Annotated in this window: 14 protein-coding genes; 9 read left to right on the forward strand and 5 right to left on the reverse strand. The window is 66.9% G+C overall.

Translation table 11 applies throughout. From position 1 onward, the window contains the following. Positions 1 to 22: 22 nt before the first annotated feature. On the reverse strand, positions 23 to 1297 hold the full coding sequence (locus AB4Y99_RS02910; RefSeq protein WP_441522292.1) for an ABC transporter substrate-binding protein: 1275 nt from the start codon (positions 1295 to 1297) through the stop codon (positions 23 to 25). A 252-nt stretch (positions 1298 to 1549) separates the two neighbouring features. Between AB4Y99_RS02910 and AB4Y99_RS02915 the strand changes: the two genes are divergently transcribed. Further along, positions 1550 to 2392: an IclR family transcriptional regulator gene (locus AB4Y99_RS02915; protein ID WP_441522293.1), complete on the forward strand. Its 843-nt coding sequence runs from the start codon at positions 1550 to 1552 to the stop codon at positions 2390 to 2392. 42 nt (positions 2393 to 2434) lie between these two features. Here the strand turns inward: AB4Y99_RS02915 and AB4Y99_RS02920 are convergent, their stop codons facing one another. Next, positions 2435 to 3235 (reverse strand): shikimate dehydrogenase family protein, encoded by an 801-nt coding sequence (locus AB4Y99_RS02920; RefSeq protein WP_441522294.1) that lies wholly within the window; start codon positions 3233 to 3235, stop codon positions 2435 to 2437. A gap of 38 nt (positions 3236 to 3273) precedes the next feature. Then, complete coding sequence (locus AB4Y99_RS02925) at positions 3274 to 4989, reverse strand: FAD-dependent oxidoreductase (protein ID WP_441522295.1); 1716 nt, start codon at positions 4987 to 4989, stop codon at positions 3274 to 3276. Positions 4990 to 5193: 204 nt separating this feature from the next. Here AB4Y99_RS02925 and AB4Y99_RS02930 point away from each other — a divergent pair, with 204 nt between their 5' ends. Genes AB4Y99_RS02930 through AB4Y99_RS02950 form a run of 5 tightly spaced genes read left to right on the forward strand, consistent with a single transcriptional unit; the run spans position 5194 to position 10192 of the window. Continuing rightward, positions 5194 to 5808 carry an NIPSNAP family protein gene (locus AB4Y99_RS02930; RefSeq protein ID WP_441522296.1) on the forward strand — a complete coding sequence of 205 codons (615 nt, stop codon included), beginning with the start codon at positions 5194 to 5196 and terminating at the stop codon, positions 5806 to 5808. Between the two features lie 13 nt (positions 5809 to 5821). Further along, entirely contained in the window at positions 5822 to 6727 is a 906-nt protein-coding gene (locus tag AB4Y99_RS02935; protein WP_441522297.1) for an NAD-dependent epimerase/dehydratase family protein, read from the forward strand. Next, positions 6724 to 7554, forward strand: coding sequence for a sugar phosphate isomerase/epimerase family protein (locus tag AB4Y99_RS02940; protein ID WP_441522298.1), 831 nt, complete (start codon positions 6724 to 6726; stop codon positions 7552 to 7554). The genes AB4Y99_RS02935 and AB4Y99_RS02940 overlap by 4 nt, the downstream gene beginning before the upstream one ends. A gap of 41 nt (positions 7555 to 7595) precedes the next feature. Continuing rightward, positions 7596 to 9323 (forward strand): FAD-dependent oxidoreductase, encoded by a 1728-nt coding sequence (locus AB4Y99_RS02945; RefSeq protein WP_441522299.1) that lies wholly within the window; start codon positions 7596 to 7598, stop codon positions 9321 to 9323. Then, positions 9320 to 10192 (forward strand): sugar phosphate isomerase/epimerase family protein, encoded by an 873-nt coding sequence (locus tag AB4Y99_RS02950; RefSeq protein ID WP_441522300.1) that lies wholly within the window; start codon positions 9320 to 9322, stop codon positions 10190 to 10192. The genes AB4Y99_RS02945 and AB4Y99_RS02950 overlap by 4 nt, the downstream gene beginning before the upstream one ends. An 11-nt stretch (positions 10193 to 10203) precedes the next feature. On the opposite strand, the gene AB4Y99_RS02955 is transcribed toward AB4Y99_RS02950, so the two are convergent. After that, positions 10204 to 11004, reverse strand: coding sequence for a sugar phosphate isomerase/epimerase family protein (locus AB4Y99_RS02955; protein WP_441522301.1), 801 nt, complete (start codon positions 11002 to 11004; stop codon positions 10204 to 10206). Between the two features lie 108 nt (positions 11005 to 11112). On the opposite strand from AB4Y99_RS02955, the gene AB4Y99_RS02960 reads away from it, so the two are divergent. Continuing rightward, positions 11113 to 11937, forward strand: coding sequence for a shikimate dehydrogenase family protein (locus AB4Y99_RS02960; RefSeq protein ID WP_441522302.1), 825 nt, complete (start codon positions 11113 to 11115; stop codon positions 11935 to 11937). A gap of 26 nt (positions 11938 to 11963) precedes the next feature. Here AB4Y99_RS02960 and AB4Y99_RS02965 read toward each other — a convergent pair whose 3' ends face one another. Next, positions 11964 to 12734 carry an IclR family transcriptional regulator gene (locus tag AB4Y99_RS02965; RefSeq protein ID WP_441522303.1) on the reverse strand — a complete coding sequence of 257 codons (771 nt, stop codon included), beginning with the start codon at positions 12732 to 12734 and terminating at the stop codon, positions 11964 to 11966. A gap of 184 nt (positions 12735 to 12918) precedes the next feature. On the opposite strand from AB4Y99_RS02965, the gene AB4Y99_RS02970 reads away from it, so the two are divergent. Beyond that, complete coding sequence (locus AB4Y99_RS02970) at positions 12919 to 13539, forward strand: nuclear transport factor 2 family protein (RefSeq protein WP_113254097.1); 621 nt, start codon at positions 12919 to 12921, stop codon at positions 13537 to 13539. Positions 13540 to 13600: 61 nt separating this feature from the next. Continuing rightward, a complete protein-coding gene (locus tag AB4Y99_RS02975; RefSeq protein WP_112763239.1) occupies positions 13601 to 14470 on the forward strand; it encodes an intradiol ring-cleavage dioxygenase in 870 nt (289 codons plus the stop codon). Positions 14471 to 14504 lie beyond the last annotated feature (34 nt).

Consider the following 14504-nt stretch of genomic DNA (forward strand, 5'->3'; position numbering starts at 1 on the left):
GAGACGGATTCAGGTTCCGGCTCTAGAGGCTATCCATCTTGCAGGCGCTGTCGGCCGCCGATCCGAAGGCGGCGTCGATCTCGGCGACTGTCTTGGGCGCGTTCTCGAGCACGTCGACATAGTCCCACTTGTCGGTGATCTTGTCCTTGACCTTGCAGATGATGGTGCGCCGCTTCATCTGATGGTCGAAGTCGCGATAGCTGACGTCGAGGTCGCCGTCCTTCACGTGCCAGGTTTCCAGGGCCTTGACGATCGCGGCCGGCTCGGTCGACTTCGCGAGCTCGATCGATTCCAGCAGGGAACGCATGCCGAACCAGCCCATCCAGGCCTTGTCCGGCGGCGGCTGGTTGAATTTCTTCATGTAGGCGTCGGTGAAGGCCTTGTCGTCCTCGGTGTTGGCCGGGTTCTTGTAGTACCAGACCATGGTGTAGATGCCGGTCGCGGCGTCCGGGCCGACGCCCCAGATATCGGTGTTGCCGATCGAGATTTCGGCGAAGGGAATCTTGCCCTTCATGCCGAGCTCGTTCCACTGCTTCAGGAAGGTGGTCAGGTCGCTGGCGGAAAGGCCGCCGACGACGACGTCGGGCTTGGCGGCCCGGATCTTGAGGATGAAGGACGAGTAGTCGGGCGTGCCGACCGGCACCTCGTCGGCGCCGACGATGGTACCGCCGTTCTTGGCGTTGAAGTCGGTGAAGCTCGCCTTGATGTCCTGGCCGAAGGCGTAAGCCGCCGTCAGCGTGTACCAGCGCTTGCCGAGGCCCATGCAATAGGGGGCCAGGACCTTGGTGTGGACGTCGACGGGCGGTTGCAGCCGGAAGGTGTATTTGTTGCAGAGCTTGCCGGTGAGATCGAGCGCGGCGGCGTTGGCCGCGACATAGGGAATCTTGGCCTTCTTGGCGACGGCGGAGATGGCCAGCGCGAAGGAGCTCTGGGCGCCGCCGATGAGCGCGCAGACCTTGTGCTCGTCTATCAGCCGCTGGGCGTTGAGCTGGGCGCCTTGCGGGTTCGGCTCGTCGAGCCAGATGATCTCGAGAGGCCGGCCGAGGAGCTGGTTGTTGCGCTGCTCAGCTGCGAAAAGACCGCCCTGCGCGAGGAAGGTCGACTGGTCGACGATGGCGCCGGTCTTGGCCCAGATCATCCCGATCCGGATCGGCTCGGCCGCGGCGGCATTGCCGATATAGGGCATGCCGAGCTTGCTGCTCGCCAATTRCGTCGCGGCGAGGCCGCCGGCTCCGAGAAGGAGCGAACGGCGCGAGGTGCCGGCTCCCCTTCCGCCATTCCCGTTGCGTTGGGTCATCAGGTCTCCTCCGGGTGTCTTCTTGGGGCGCCGTCTTTCGGGTCGCTCGCGGTAGCGGTATCGTAAACTGGAATAAAAGTCCAGTTTGCGGTACCGGTCTTCAAGTGGTGCTCCGGTCAATAAAAAATTCGATCTTTTACAAGATGTTAGGGCGTTCTTGCCGATGGGGTGGCGGTGAACGGCCCGGCCGRGCATTTGTGAAGAGAGCCCGGCCTCCTCTATCGTGACCCTTCAACGCTGTCGGAGACAATGATGCCCAGGACAAAAGAAAAAGGGGCGGGGCCGGATGGCATTCTCAAACGCACCCTGCGGATCCTGGAAATCCTTTCCAACCATCCGGGCGGCATGCCGTTCTACGAGGTCGCCGACGCCATCAAGATTCCGCGCAGCGCGACCCATCGCCTTCTGGCAAGCCTGGTCGAGGAGGGCTATGTCCGGCAGGAGCGCGATTTCGGTTCCTACGTTCTGACGGCGAAGGTCGCCTCTCTCGGATTGCGCTATTTGCAGGCGCACGGCATCACCGATCTGATGCAGCCGGTGCTCGACCGGCTGGCGCAGGACTGCGGCGAGCTCGTCCGGGTCACGATCCTGGACGAGGACCGGCTGATCTTCGTCGCCAAGGCGCAAGGCGCGCGCGGCGGGCTGCGCTACGATCCCGACGCCGGGCAGGAGGCGAGGCTGTCCTGCTCTTCTTCGGGGCTGGCATGGCTTTCGACCAAATCGGACGAGGAGGCCATCGCGCTGATCGAGAAGCAGGGCTATGGCTCGCGCGAGGAATACGGGCCGAACGCGCYGCAGACGGCACAGGCGGTCCGCCGGCGGCTGCGCGAGGCGCGATTGCTCGGCTACGCCGTCACCCAGCAGACATTCTCGCAATGGATGAACGCCATCGCCACGCCGATCCGTGCCTCGCTCGACGGTCGCGTCACCGGCACGATCAGCATCGCCGGGCCGTTCATCCGGCTGACCGAGGAGCGCATGCAGCAGCTCGCGCCTCTGCTGGTGGCGGCCGCCCAGGAGCTCGGCCAGCTCGGCCCGACGGTGCGCCTGCCGGTCGAGAAGCCGGGCGAGCCGCGCCCGAACATCTTCGTCTGAAGCACCGGAGCCTGCGGCGTTCCCTGAAATCCGCGGCTCGCGCTAGTTTGCGGTTTCCAGCCAGAAGGCCAGCATCAGCGCGGCCTCGGATTCGAACATCTCGATGCCGGTCGAGGTCTTGCAGCCGATCCGGCGAGCCGTTTCGATCAGCGGCGTGAGCGCCGGCTTGGTCACGACATCGCTGACGAAGGTCGCGGGGCTGAGCCGCGTCATGTCGAAGGGCAGGGCGTCGCTTGGCTTCATGCCGGCCGGTGAGGCATTCGAGACGGTGTCAAAGCCAGTGGGGTCGGGCGAGCCGATCGTGACCTTGCCGGGATGAGCCCCGTTCAGTTTTGCGATCAGCGTGTCGCGGCGTGAGGCGTCGGTGTCGTGGATGGCGAGTTCGCGCGCGCCGGCATCGAGCAGCGCAAGCCCGATCGCACTGCCGGCCCCGCCTGCGCCGATCAGCAAGGCGCGCTTGCCGTCGAGCTCGGCGCCGTTCTTTCGCATCGCGCCGACATGGCCGGGGCCGTCGAACATGTCGCCATGCCAGGAACCGTCCGGGTTGCGCCGCATGACATTGGCGGAGCCGAGCACCTGCGTCGTCTTCGACATCGTACGGCAATGCGGGACCACCGCGAATTTATGCGGCACCGTGATGCAGATGCCGTCGCAATTGGGTAGGCGACCGGCCAGCGTGACGAAGCCGGGGACATCCTCGGGCAGGATGTCGATCGGCACCATGATGGCGTCCTTGCCGTTCTCCTCGAGCAGCCGGGTCATGCCATAGGGCGATTTCACCTGCGCAATCGGATGGCCGATGATGAAATAGACGCGGGTCGCGCCGCTGAAATTGTCGAGCATGGTTTCCGATCCGAGGGAGGGGGCATGGGACAAGTCGATCAGGCGGCGAGGGCGTTCTGCACTGCGATGTAGGCGAAGGTCATCGCCGGCCCGAGCGTGATGCCCGGCGCCGGGTAGAGGCCGGCCATGATCGAGTTCTGGTCGTTGCCGATGGCGTAGAGGCCGGCGATCGGCCCATCCTTGCCGAGCACCCGTGCATGGGCGTCCGTCACCAGGCCGGCGCTGGCGCCGATATCGCCCGGATAGAGCTTCACAGCGTAGAATGGCCCGTTCTCCAGCGCTCGCATGGTTGGATTGGGGCCGTGCTTCGGGTCGCCGAGATTGCGCTGATAGGCGGTGGTCCCGCGGCCGAAATCCGGGTCGATCCCGGTCGCGGCATACCCATTGAAGGTCTCGACGGTCTTTTGCAGTTGCGGCGCATTGACACCAAGCTTGCTTGCCAGCTCGGCCAGCGTTTCGCCTTTCACCAGATAGCCGTCCTTGAGCAGGAAGGGCATGCCGCTGCCGCCGGGACGGACCATGCCGAGGCCGTAGGTCTTGATGGCCTGATGATCGGCGATCAGGAAGGCCGGAATGCTGGGCTCGTTGCGGTGCGCCTCGATCATCGCCTTGCCGGTGAGGTGATAGGAGGTGCTTTCGTTGAAGAAGCGCCTGCCGGCCTTGTTGACGATGATCGTGCCCGGCTTGGCCCGGTCGAAGACGAAATGCGGGAAGACGGCCTTGGTGCCGTCCGCCCGCTGACGGATCGAGACCGGCGCCCAGAACACGTTCTCGACATTGCGGTCGCCCATGCGCGCGCCAGCGTTCAGCGCGAGTTCGAGCGCCGCGCCCTTGTGCCCCGGCGCGCCCGGCGTGTGGATCTCGGCATCCGGCACCAGTTCCTTGCGCAAGGTGGGGTTCCGGTTGAAGCCACCAGAGGCGAGGATGACGCCGTGCACGGCATGGATGTCCTGGCGCCCGCCATTGCGAAGGAGGCTGACGCCGGCGATGCGTCCGTCCTCCTCGATCAGCCTGTCGACCTGGGCTTCAGTCCAGACCGTGCCGCCGCGCTGGAGGAAGGAGTGCAGCAGCCGGCCGATCAGGGCGTTGCCCATGGTCAGCCGGGCGCCGCGCTTGCGGCTGAGCCGGTCGCGCGCATAGCGGGCGACGAGTGCCAGCGAATAGCGGAATGAAGCCCAGGATTTCTTCAGGTTGAGCAGATGGGCGATGTCGTTGCGATCAACCATCAGCCCGTTGAGAATGGTGAATTCCGGGATCGGCGGGCGGATCAGATCGAACTTGTCGCCGAGCAATCGGCCGTCGAAGGGAACGGGCTCCAGCGCGCGGCCCTTCATCGTCGACCCCGGCAGGTCGGAGATGTAGTCCGGGTGCAGCGGGTAGGGCCGCAGCTTCACATCCGTCTCACGGTCGAGCAGTTCGACGGCGCGCGGGCCCGCCTCGAGAAAGGCGCGGATCATGTCGGGGGCGGCGTAGTTGCCGAGCGCGGCATGGAGATAGGTCTCGGCCTGTTCGACGCTGTCCTGCGTCCCGACCTCGGCGGTGTGAAACGTGTTCGGAATCCAGATGGTCCCGCCCGAGAAGGCGGTGGTGCCGCCGACATGTTCGGTGCTCTCCAGCAGCAGCACGCGCGCCCCGCGCAGCGTGCCGAACAGGGCCGCGGTGAGGCCGGCGCCGCCGCCGCCGATCACGACCAGGTCGTAGACATTCGCATCCTTCGCCGCTGCCGAGGCGATTCCATCGGGTGATCCGGCCACGCTTCGCTTCCTCTCCCTGGCGGTGCCGGATCGGTCATCGGCGAGGCTTTCGCCGCCGGCCGACCACGACGCCGCCGCTACCCGGCTCTTGTCGGTGCTCTCTGGTGAGCCGTATATTCAAAACTGAAATGAAATTCCAGAATGAACTTTCATTGATGGCGCGATGCGGCTATGTCCTGTCGCTAACGAGCAGGAGGAACGCCGATGCGCTATGCCGTCACCAGGATCAGGCCCGAGGTTGGAGGGCTGCCGAAGGTTCTCGCCGGGATCGAGGCCGCCGTCACGGGCAACGGATTTGCGGGCAAGCTCCTCGGCTGCTTCACGGCCGAGATCGGCGCGCTGAACCAGGTCCTGATTCTGCAGGGCTATGAGGATGACCGCGCTCTGGCGGAGGATCGCGCGCGGCAGGTCGTCGAGGGCAGTCTGTTCGGCGCGGCCGAGCATTTCCTGGAGGTCGAGACGACGACCTATGCGCCTTTCGACTTCGTGGCGCCGCTCGTGCCCGGAAAGCACGGCCCGGTCTACGAGATCCGCATCTACGGCGTGAAGGCGGGCGGCCTCAAGCCGACCATGGATTTGTGGCGCGCGGCCGTGCCCGAACGCGCGAAAGTCTCGCCGTTGCTCGGCGCGATGTATGCGCTCGACGGGGCGCTGCCGCGCTTCCTCCATATCTGGCCCTTCGCCTCGCTCGATGACCGCATGGCCAAGCGGGCCGAGGCCGTCGAGCGCGGCATCTGGCCGCCGAAGGGCGGGCCGGCGCATCTGACCAGTCTGAGCTCGGCGATCTATCTGCCGACCGCCTTCTCGCCGCTGAGCTAGGAGGGGCGGCGCCATGCGTGTGCTCATGACCGGCGGCACGGGCTTCATCGCCGCCTGGATCATTCGCCGCCTTCTGGCCCGCGGCGTTGCCGTGCGCGTCCTCGATATCGCCTCGGACAGCGGCGCTGTGCGCAACATCCTCGGCGAGCTTGCCGGCCGCGTGGAATGGCGGCGCGGCGATGTCCGCGACGGGGCAGTCGTCCATGAGGCGGCGGAGGGGTGCGACCGCGCCATCGCGATGGCCGGCATCCTGACGCCGGCCTGCCGGGCCGATCCCGTCAAGGGCGCGGAGATCAATCTGATCGGCACGCTCCACGTCTTCGAGGCGGCGCTGCGCCAGCGCATGGCGCGGGTGGTCTATGCCAGCTCGGCCGGCGTCTTCGGCCCGGACAGCGGCAGCACCCCGTTCCCGATGACGCATTACGGCGCCTTCAAGCTCGCCTGCGAGGGCAGCGCASGTGCTTACTGGGCCGATCACGCCATGCCGAGCGTCGGCTTCCGCCCCTATATCGTCTACGGCCCGGGCCGTGGCGAGGCGGGCGCCAGCGCCGGGCCGACCCTGGCCTGCCGGGCCGCCGCGCAGGGCGTGCCGTATGAGATCGACTATGTCGGCCCGTCCGGGCTGGTCTATGTCGACGATGTCGCGGCGGCCTTCGAGGCGGCACTGTTCAGCGATGCGCCGGGCGCCCACGCCTTCACCCTTGCCGGCAGGACCGTGACCATCGACGAGGTCATCGCCGAGATCACGCGGCAGGTGCCGGGCGCAAAGCTCAGCGCGCGCGGGCAGCCCATGCCGATCGCGCCCGAGCTCGCGAAGGACGACATCGCCTCGCTCCTCCCGGGGCTGCCCGAGACCAGCCTGTCGGACGGCATCGCCGCCACCATCGCCTATTACCGCCATCAGGACCGCAAGGCATGAACCGCCCGATCTCGCTCGCCCATCTCACTGTCATGGAGCTCGCGCCGCCGGACGTCTTCAGTGCGGCGGCGGAGGCCGGCTACAGCCATGCCAGCCTGCGTCTTGCGCCGGCAGCGCCCGGCAAGGAGGCTCAGTTCCCGATGATCGGCGATACGCCGATGTTCCGTGAGACGCAGCGGCGTATCGCCGATAGCGGCGTATCGCTGTTCGATTTCGAGATCCTGCGCATCAACCGCGACACGCGCCTGACCGATTTCCTGCCGGTGATCGAGACCGGCGCGAAGCTCGGCGGCAAGTTCGTGCTCGTCGCCGGCGATGTCGAGGACGAGCCCTTCATGATCGACAAATTCGCCGAGATCTGCGCACTCGGCGCACCCTTCGGCATCGGGATGGGGCTGGAGCACATGCCCTGGACCGGCGTGAAGACGCTCGCCGCCGCCCGGCGCATCGTCGAGGCGACCAACCCGGCGAACGGGCACATCATCGTCGATGCGATCCATGTCGACCGCTCCGGCGAAACGGCCGCCGACGTGGCCGCGATGCCCAGGCACCTGCATTGCTATTTCCAGATCTGCGACCTGCCCGCCGAACGTCCGAAGGATCACGAGACGATGATCTACCAGGCGCGGCAGGCACGTTTGCCGCCGGGCGAGGGCGGGCTCGACCTCACGGGCATGCTGCGCGCCATTCCTCAGGACCTGCCGATCAGCGTGGAGATTCCGATGGCCGAGCTCGCCAGGACCATGCCGGCGGCGCCACGCGCACGGATGCTGCGGGAGAAGACAGAGGCGATGCTGCGCGCGGTCCAGGCCACGGCCAGCGCCTGATACCTCACGCATCCACCGGCGAAGGCCGATCCCTGATGGATATGAGCAACCGTCCTGAAGAGCATTGCGACCTGCTGGTGATCGGCTCCGGGGCGGGCGGTCTTTCGGCAGCCGTCGTCGCCGCCTGGCACGGGCTGAAGGTCGTGGTCGTCGAGAAGGAGCCTGTCTTCGGCGGCACCACCGCCTGGTCCGGCGGCTGGATGTGGGTGCCGCGCAATCCGCTCGCCCGCGAGGCCGGGATCGAGGAGGACGGGGAGGCGGTTCGCACCTATCTGCGGCACGAACTCGGCAACCATCACGACGAGGCCCGGATCGAGGCTTTCCTGGCGGCGGCACCCGAGATGGTGTCGTTCTTTCGCGCGAACACCGCCGTGCAGTTCATCGACGGCAACAAGATCCCCGACATGCATGGCAACGCGCCCGGCGCCGGGCTGGGCGGGCGCTCGGTCTGCGCGGCTCCGTTCGACGGGCGCGAGCTTGGACCGCTGGTCGCAAAGCTGCGGCCGCCGCTGCCCGAAATCTCGCTGCTGGGCATGGGGATCGCCTCGGGTGCCGATTTCGCCCATTTCCTCAACGCGACACGATCCTGGACGTCCTTCCGCCATGTCGCGCGCCGCATTGGTCGGCATGCTCTCGACCTCGTGCGGCACGGGCGCGGCATGCAGCTCGTCAACGGCAATGCGCTTGTCGCGCGGCTGCTCAAATCCGCCAGCGATCTCGGCGTCGATCTGCATGCGAAAGCGCCGGCCCGTCGCTTGCTGAGCCATGACGGGGCGGTCATCGGGGCCGTCGTCGACCGGGACGAGCAGGAGCATCGGATCATCGCGCGCGCCGGCGTCGTGCTGGCTTGCGGCGGCTTTCCGCATGACTATGAGCGCCTGAAGGAGCTGGTGCCGCGCAATCCGACCGGGCGGGCGCATTGGTCGGCGGCACCCCGCAGCAACACCGGCGACGGGCTGCGCCTGGGCGAGAGCGTCGGCGCCCTCGTCGATGGCGGGCTTGCAGCGCCTTGCGCCTGGGCGCCGGTCTCGCTGGTGCCGCGCAGGGACGGTTCCTTCGGGCATTTCCCGCATCTCGTCGAGCGCGCCAAGCCGGGGCTGATCGCGGTGACGGTCGATGGGCGCCGCTTCGTCAACGAGGCCGACAGCTATTACGACTACGTCGAGGCCCTGCTGAAGGCGATCCCGGCCGGGGCGGAGCCGGTTTCCTGGCTGATCTGCGACCATCGCTTCCAGCGCCGCTATGGGCTCGGCTTCGCCAAGCCGGCGCCACTGCCGCTCGCGCCTTATCTTGCCAGCAGCTATCTCAGGCGCGGTAAGACGCTGGCCGAGCTTGCGCGGATCTGCGGCATCGATCCGGACGGGCTCGTCGAGACGGTGGCGCGCTACAATGCGGCTGCCGCGCAGGGCAGGGATCCGCAATTCCACCGCGGTGAGACGCCCTATAACCGGATGGGCGGCGATGCGTCGGTCCGGCCCAATCCGTCGGTCGCGCCGATCGAGCATGGCCCCTTCTATGCCGTCAAAATCGTGCCGGGCAGCCTCGGCACCTTCGCCGGGCTGAAGACCGACGCACAAGCCAACGTTCTGGATGCGCAGGGGCGTCCGATCGCCGGCCTTTTCGCGGTCGGAGCCGACATGGCGAGCGTGATGGGCGGAACCTATCCGGCGGGTGGCATCAATCTCGGCCCGGCCATGACCTTCGGCTACCTCGTCGGAAGGAACGCTGCGCATCACCCCCACTCCTCCGCAACAGGACATCCGCCATGACATGCGCGCTGAACCTGCACGACCTCTCCATCGCCAATCTGACGGTCGGCGGCGGCGATCCCGTGGCTCTGATCGAGGCTGCGGGTGAAAGCGGCTTCGGGGCTGCGGGGCTCGTGCTGCGCTCGGCGATGAACAAGCCGCTGGCCCGCGRGGTCGTCGGCCGACCCGAGGTCATCCGCGCGATCAAGGCTGCGTCGAAGGCGGCCGGTGTCCGGGTCTTCGACGTCGAGGCCTTCGTGCTGCGCCCCGGGATCGATGCGGCGAGCTTCGTGCCCGCGCTCGAAACCGGTGCGGAGCTGGGCGCGACCCATATCTCGGCGATCGGGACCGAGATCATCGGCCATGACAGCTTCCTGTCGGAAGCTGAGCGGATCGATCTGTTTTCCCGGCTTTGCGAGGAAGCCGCGCGTTTCAGCCTGCATGTCGGTGTCGAGTTCATGCGCTATCGCGACATCCCGGATCTGGCGGCCGCGCTCGCGCTGCTGGAGGCGGCGGGCAAGGCCAATGCCGGCGTGATCCTGGACGTGCTGCATTTCCACCGCACCGGCGGCACGCCGCAACAACTCGCCGCCTGTCCCGCCGCGCGCATCGCCTATGTCCAGCTTTGCGACGCCGGCCCGGTTGTACCGCCGCTCGAAGCCTTGCCGGCCGAGGCACGGGGAGGGCGTTTCCATCTCGGCGAGGGTGTCATCGCCCTCGACGACATCCTCGACGTCCTGCCGGATGGCTTGCAGATGGTGGTCGAAACACCCGTCACGAGCGAGGCCGCCCTGACGCTCCGGGAGAAGGTCGCCAGCGCCGCCGAGCATACGCGGCGCTTTGCAGCCAGGCGCGCCGCGCGGTCGAGCGAGAAGCGGCAGGCCGGCTGATGGCGCCTCGGTCAGCTGCGACCGATGCTCGCCAGCACAGCGCGGCAGGCGGCGCCGGCGCGGCGTGCCCTTTCGCTGTCGTCATGGCCGTAGGCGGCGCTCGGCGCTTCGAGGGCGATCGGCTTGTCCGCCGGCAACGCGTTCAGGAAGTCCGCCAAAGGCAGGCCGCCATCGCCCGGATAGAGCCTTGCGCCGCGCGCTTCGGCCCGTAGCCCCTCCAGGCCGGGGGAGGATGCGGGCGCATCGCAGAGATGGCCGTAGGCGATCAGTGCAGGATCGATCGCGGCGATGTCGGCCGGGGAGCCGCCGGAGCGGGCGAGGTGCAAGGCGTCGATCAGCAGACCGGCGTGGGGTTGATCGGCCGCCTTCAGGATCTCCTGTGCAAAGGCGAGCGAATTCAGGGCGGTATAGGGAATGAACTCGAAGCCGACACCCATGCCGTATTCGCGGGCCATGCCGCAGAGCTCGGCGAGGCGGTCCGTCATGCGGTTCCGGTCGGCGTCGTTGCCGGCGACCAGCAGGTTGCGGGCGCCGAGTTCGGCCCCGGCCTCGAGCGCGGGACGAAGCTTCGGGACTTGCGTCTGCGGCCACAGCCAGACCGCCTCGATATCGAGAAGCGTGAGACCCGTCGCCTCCAGCGCCGCCTTGGCCCGCCGGCGCAGCCCGGCATCGGTGACGACCGGGAAGAAGGCGGCTTCGGGCGCGGGGTCGATCAGGCGCAGTCCCACCGCGTCGAACCCTCCCAGCTTGGCGAGCGAGATCAGCTCGAGCGGCCCGGCCTGCATGAAGGTGAGATGCGCGAGCGACAGCATGGCTTGGCTTTCGGAGAAAAGGCGGCAGCCGTTTCAAGCGCCGCTGGTCCGCTGATTGTTTTCATCTATAAATAAGTTCATATATTCGATCAATCGAAAGGCGGCACCATGGCCGCTGCGACGGAGGAAGCGATGCTGGAGATGCTGAGCGGCGAGACGCGGATTTTCGTGATCATCGGTCACCCCATCGCGCAGGTGAAGGCGCCGGCGGGCATGACGAAGGGTTTCGTCGAGCGTGGCCGCAACGCCATCGTCGTGCCGATCCATGTGCTGCCGGAGAATGTCGACGCCTTTATCGAGGCGCTGGGGCCGATCCGGAACGTCGACGGCATCATCGCCACCGTGCCGCATAAATTCGCAGCGCGGCGTCATTGCAGCTCGGTCTCGGCGCGGGCGCGGCTGCTCGATTCGGCGAATGTCGTGCGGCGTAACGCCGACGGCTCCTGGGATGGCGACATGACCGACGGGCAGGGCTTCGTCAGCGCCATGATGCAGACGGGCTGCGAGCCGCGGGGGCAACGCGCGCTGCTCGTGGGTGCCGGCGGGGCCGGCAGCGCCATCGGCCTGCAACTGCTCGATTCCGGCGTCGCCGAGCTTGCCGTGCACGACATGGATGTGGCCAAGCGCGATGCGCTGATCGCGAAATTGTCCGGCATGCATCCCCGCAAGGTGGTGACCGGTTCAGCCGATCCCACCGGTTTCGGCATCGTCGCCAACGCGACCCCGATGGGGATGAAGCAGGGTGATCCGCTTCCGGTCGAGGTCAGCAGGTTGAAGCCGGAGACATTCGTCGGCGATGTCATCACGGTGCCGGAAATCTCGCCCTTGCTCGAGGCGGCTCGACGCATCGGTTGCCGCACGCAGACCGGCGTCGGGATGTTTCTGGCGCAGCGCGAGCTGATGCTCGACTTCCTCGAAGGCAAGCCGATCTGAGAAGGGCTCGACCTCACACGCCTGTTTCAGGCGATGCCGATCCGTTCGCGGATCATCTCAACGGCTGCGTCCAAGGCCTTGAGGCAGCGCTGCTTCAGGGCCTCGTCATAGCGCGCTATCGGCAGCGCGATGTTGACCGCCGCAAGCGGAAAACCGGAGCGGTTCAGGATCGGCCGGGCCATGCCGGCGATGCCCGGCGTGAACTCCTCCACCACGAAGGCGATGCCGCTGCGCTGGATCTCCGCGATCTCCGCTTCGAGCGCCGCGACGCTGCCGATCGTGCGCGGCGTGATCGCCTCGAGGCGGATGCGGGAGAGATAGTCCTGGCGCATCTCCGCCGGCAGATGGGCGAGGAGCGCCTTGCCGCCCGAGGTCGCATAGAGCGGCGCCGTATCGCCGACGCGCATGAGGTAGTGTAGCCGGTGGGTGCCGCTCGCCGTCGCCATGACCTCGGAGACGTCGCCCTTCAGCACGTTGAGCGCGCAGGTCTCGCTGGTCGCCCGCGCGGTTTCGGCGAGCACGGTTTCCGCGACGCTGGCGAGGTCCCGCGTTTCGGCGCTGCGCTGCCCCAAAGCCGCTATGGCCGGCCCGAGGAAATAGCCTTTGCTGGCCGGGTCGTAGTCGAGATAGCCGCGACTGACCAAGGTCTTGAGCAGTTGCGTCAGGCTGCTCTTGGGGATCGCGAGCTGGGCGGCGATCTGGGTATGGGTCTGGGCGGCGTTCCAGCGACGCAGATACTCGAACAGGTCGAGCACGCGCATGGCTGATTTGACGGAGCCCGACTCGGCCGGCTGCATGAATTTATCCGGTTTCTTCAAATGCTTCGGTCAGCCCGTGGAAGCGCCGTGCGATAGTGGAGCTTCGTCCGGGTGGTTTCAACCTGTTTCCCGGTTCTGACCCGGCGAGCCGCGATGACTTCTTTACATAATGAACTCGTTCTCATATGAAAACTTCCAACGAATGTACAATGGGAGGCATCGGATGAGCGAGGAATGGAGGGAGCGCCTGCTGATCCGCGATCTCGTGGAGAACTGGGCCGTCTGGCGCGATGCCGGCGATTGGGAGCGCTTCCGCAGCGTCTGGCACGATGACGGGCGGATGATGGCAACCTGGTTCCAGGGGACGGCGGACGAGTTCATCAAGGTCAGCCGCGAGGGCTTCGAGAAGGGCGTCAGCATCCTGCATTTCCTCGGCGGGACGGCGATCGACCTTGCCGGCGAGCGCGCCATCGCCCAGACCAAGATGACGATCAACCAGCGCGCCAGCGTGGACGGCGTCATTTGCGACGTGGTCTGCACCGGCCGGTTCTACGATTTCCTGGAAAAGCGCGACGGAAGCTGGGGGCTGGTGCTGCGCCAGCCGATCTACGAGAAGGATCGCCTCGATCCGGTCGATCCTTCGCAGGCTCCCAAACTGGACCGGGCGAGGCTCGAGAGTTTCCCCGTCGGTTATCGCCATCTCGCCTATCTGCAGTCGGGATTGGGCTTCAAGGTCAAGCCCGACATGCCGGGACTGACCGGGCCGGTCGTCGAGGATCTCTACCGGCGCGGCCGGGCCTGGCTCGCGGGCAAGCCGCTCGAATCGGCGCCGCGCGCGGCCTGAGGCGCGGCGCATCCGGCGAAGCGGGGGGAGCCCCGGCAGGCATCGCAGGCAGGAGGAAGCCATGCGCAATTTCGACGAGAACTCGATCACCCAGGCGGTGCTCGACCGCGTCGCGCAAGCGCCCGATCCACGCACGCGCCAGATCGGGCTGGCGCTGGTGCGCCATCTCCATGCCCTGGTGAAGGAGGTCCAGCCGAGCATGGCGGAGTGGGAGGCGGCGATCGGCTTCCTGACCCGCACCGGACAGATGTGCGACGACACGCGCCAGGAATTCATCCTGCTCTCGGATACGCTCGGCGTCTCGATGCTGGTCGATGCGATCAATCACCGCGACGCGGACGGCGCGACCGACACCACGGTGCTGGGGCCGTTCTACGTACAGGACCCGTCGGTGTTTCCGCTGGGCTCGAACATCTCGGACGGGATCAAGGGTGAGCCGCTTTTCGTCTCGGGCACGGTGGCTTCCGCCGACGGGACGCCGCTGGCGGGCGCTGCGGTCGATGTCTGGCATTCCGATGCGGACGGCTATTACGACGTGCAGCAGATGGACGAGCTGGGCGGGCTGGCGATGCGGGCTCGCCTGCTGGCCGACGCGCAAGGGCGGTTCCATTTCTGGACGATCAGGCCCGCGGCCTATCCCATTCCCCATGACGGCCCGGTCGGCGAGATGCTGGCGGCACAGGCGCGTCATCCCTACCGTCCGGCCCATGTGCATTTCATGATCCATGCGGACGGGCATGACACGCTCGTCACCCATGTCTTCGTCGCCGGGGATCGCTATCTCGATTCCGACGTGGTGTTCGGCGTGAAGGATTCGCTCATCCGTGAATTTCCGTCCCATCCACCGGGCAAGGCTCCGGACGGCAGGGCGATGGACAGGCCCTATGACAGCTTGCACTACGATTTCCGCCTGAAGAGGAAGCCGGCGTGAGAATCGGCGCGGATGGGGATGACCAAGGCGGAGC

The sequence above is a fragment of the Allobosea sp. TAB14 genome (genome assembly GCF_052113865.1).
Lineage (GTDB): Bacteria > Pseudomonadota > Alphaproteobacteria > Rhizobiales > Beijerinckiaceae > Allobosea > Allobosea spartocytisi.

What these genes read in the sequence shown, in the direction of transcription:
- AB4Y99_RS02920 (WP_441522294.1), bottom strand. Translation starts at nt 3,235, where the DNA reads ATGCTCGACAATTTCAGCGGCGCGACCCGCGTCTATTTCATCATCGGC.
- AB4Y99_RS02930 (WP_441522296.1), top strand. Translation starts at nt 5,194, where the DNA reads ATGCGCTATGCCGTCACCAGGATCAGGCCCGAGGTTGGAGGGCTGCCG.
- AB4Y99_RS02940 (WP_441522298.1), top strand. Translation starts at nt 6,724, where the DNA reads ATGAACCGCCCGATCTCGCTCGCCCATCTCACTGTCATGGAGCTCGCG.
- AB4Y99_RS02945 (WP_441522299.1), top strand. Translation starts at nt 7,596, where the DNA reads ATGAGCAACCGTCCTGAAGAGCATTGCGACCTGCTGGTGATCGGCTCC.
- AB4Y99_RS02955 (WP_441522301.1), bottom strand. Translation starts at nt 11,004, where the DNA reads ATGCTGTCGCTCGCGCATCTCACCTTCATGCAGGCCGGGCCGCTCGAG.
- AB4Y99_RS02960 (WP_441522302.1), top strand. Translation starts at nt 11,113, where the DNA reads ATGGCCGCTGCGACGGAGGAAGCGATGCTGGAGATGCTGAGCGGCGAG.
- AB4Y99_RS02965 (WP_441522303.1), bottom strand. Translation starts at nt 12,734, where the DNA reads ATGCAGCCGGCCGAGTCGGGCTCCGTCAAATCAGCCATGCGCGTGCTC.
- AB4Y99_RS02970 (WP_113254097.1), top strand. Translation starts at nt 12,919, where the DNA reads ATGAGCGAGGAATGGAGGGAGCGCCTGCTGATCCGCGATCTCGTGGAG.
- AB4Y99_RS02975 (WP_112763239.1), top strand. Translation starts at nt 13,601, where the DNA reads ATGCGCAATTTCGACGAGAACTCGATCACCCAGGCGGTGCTCGACCGC.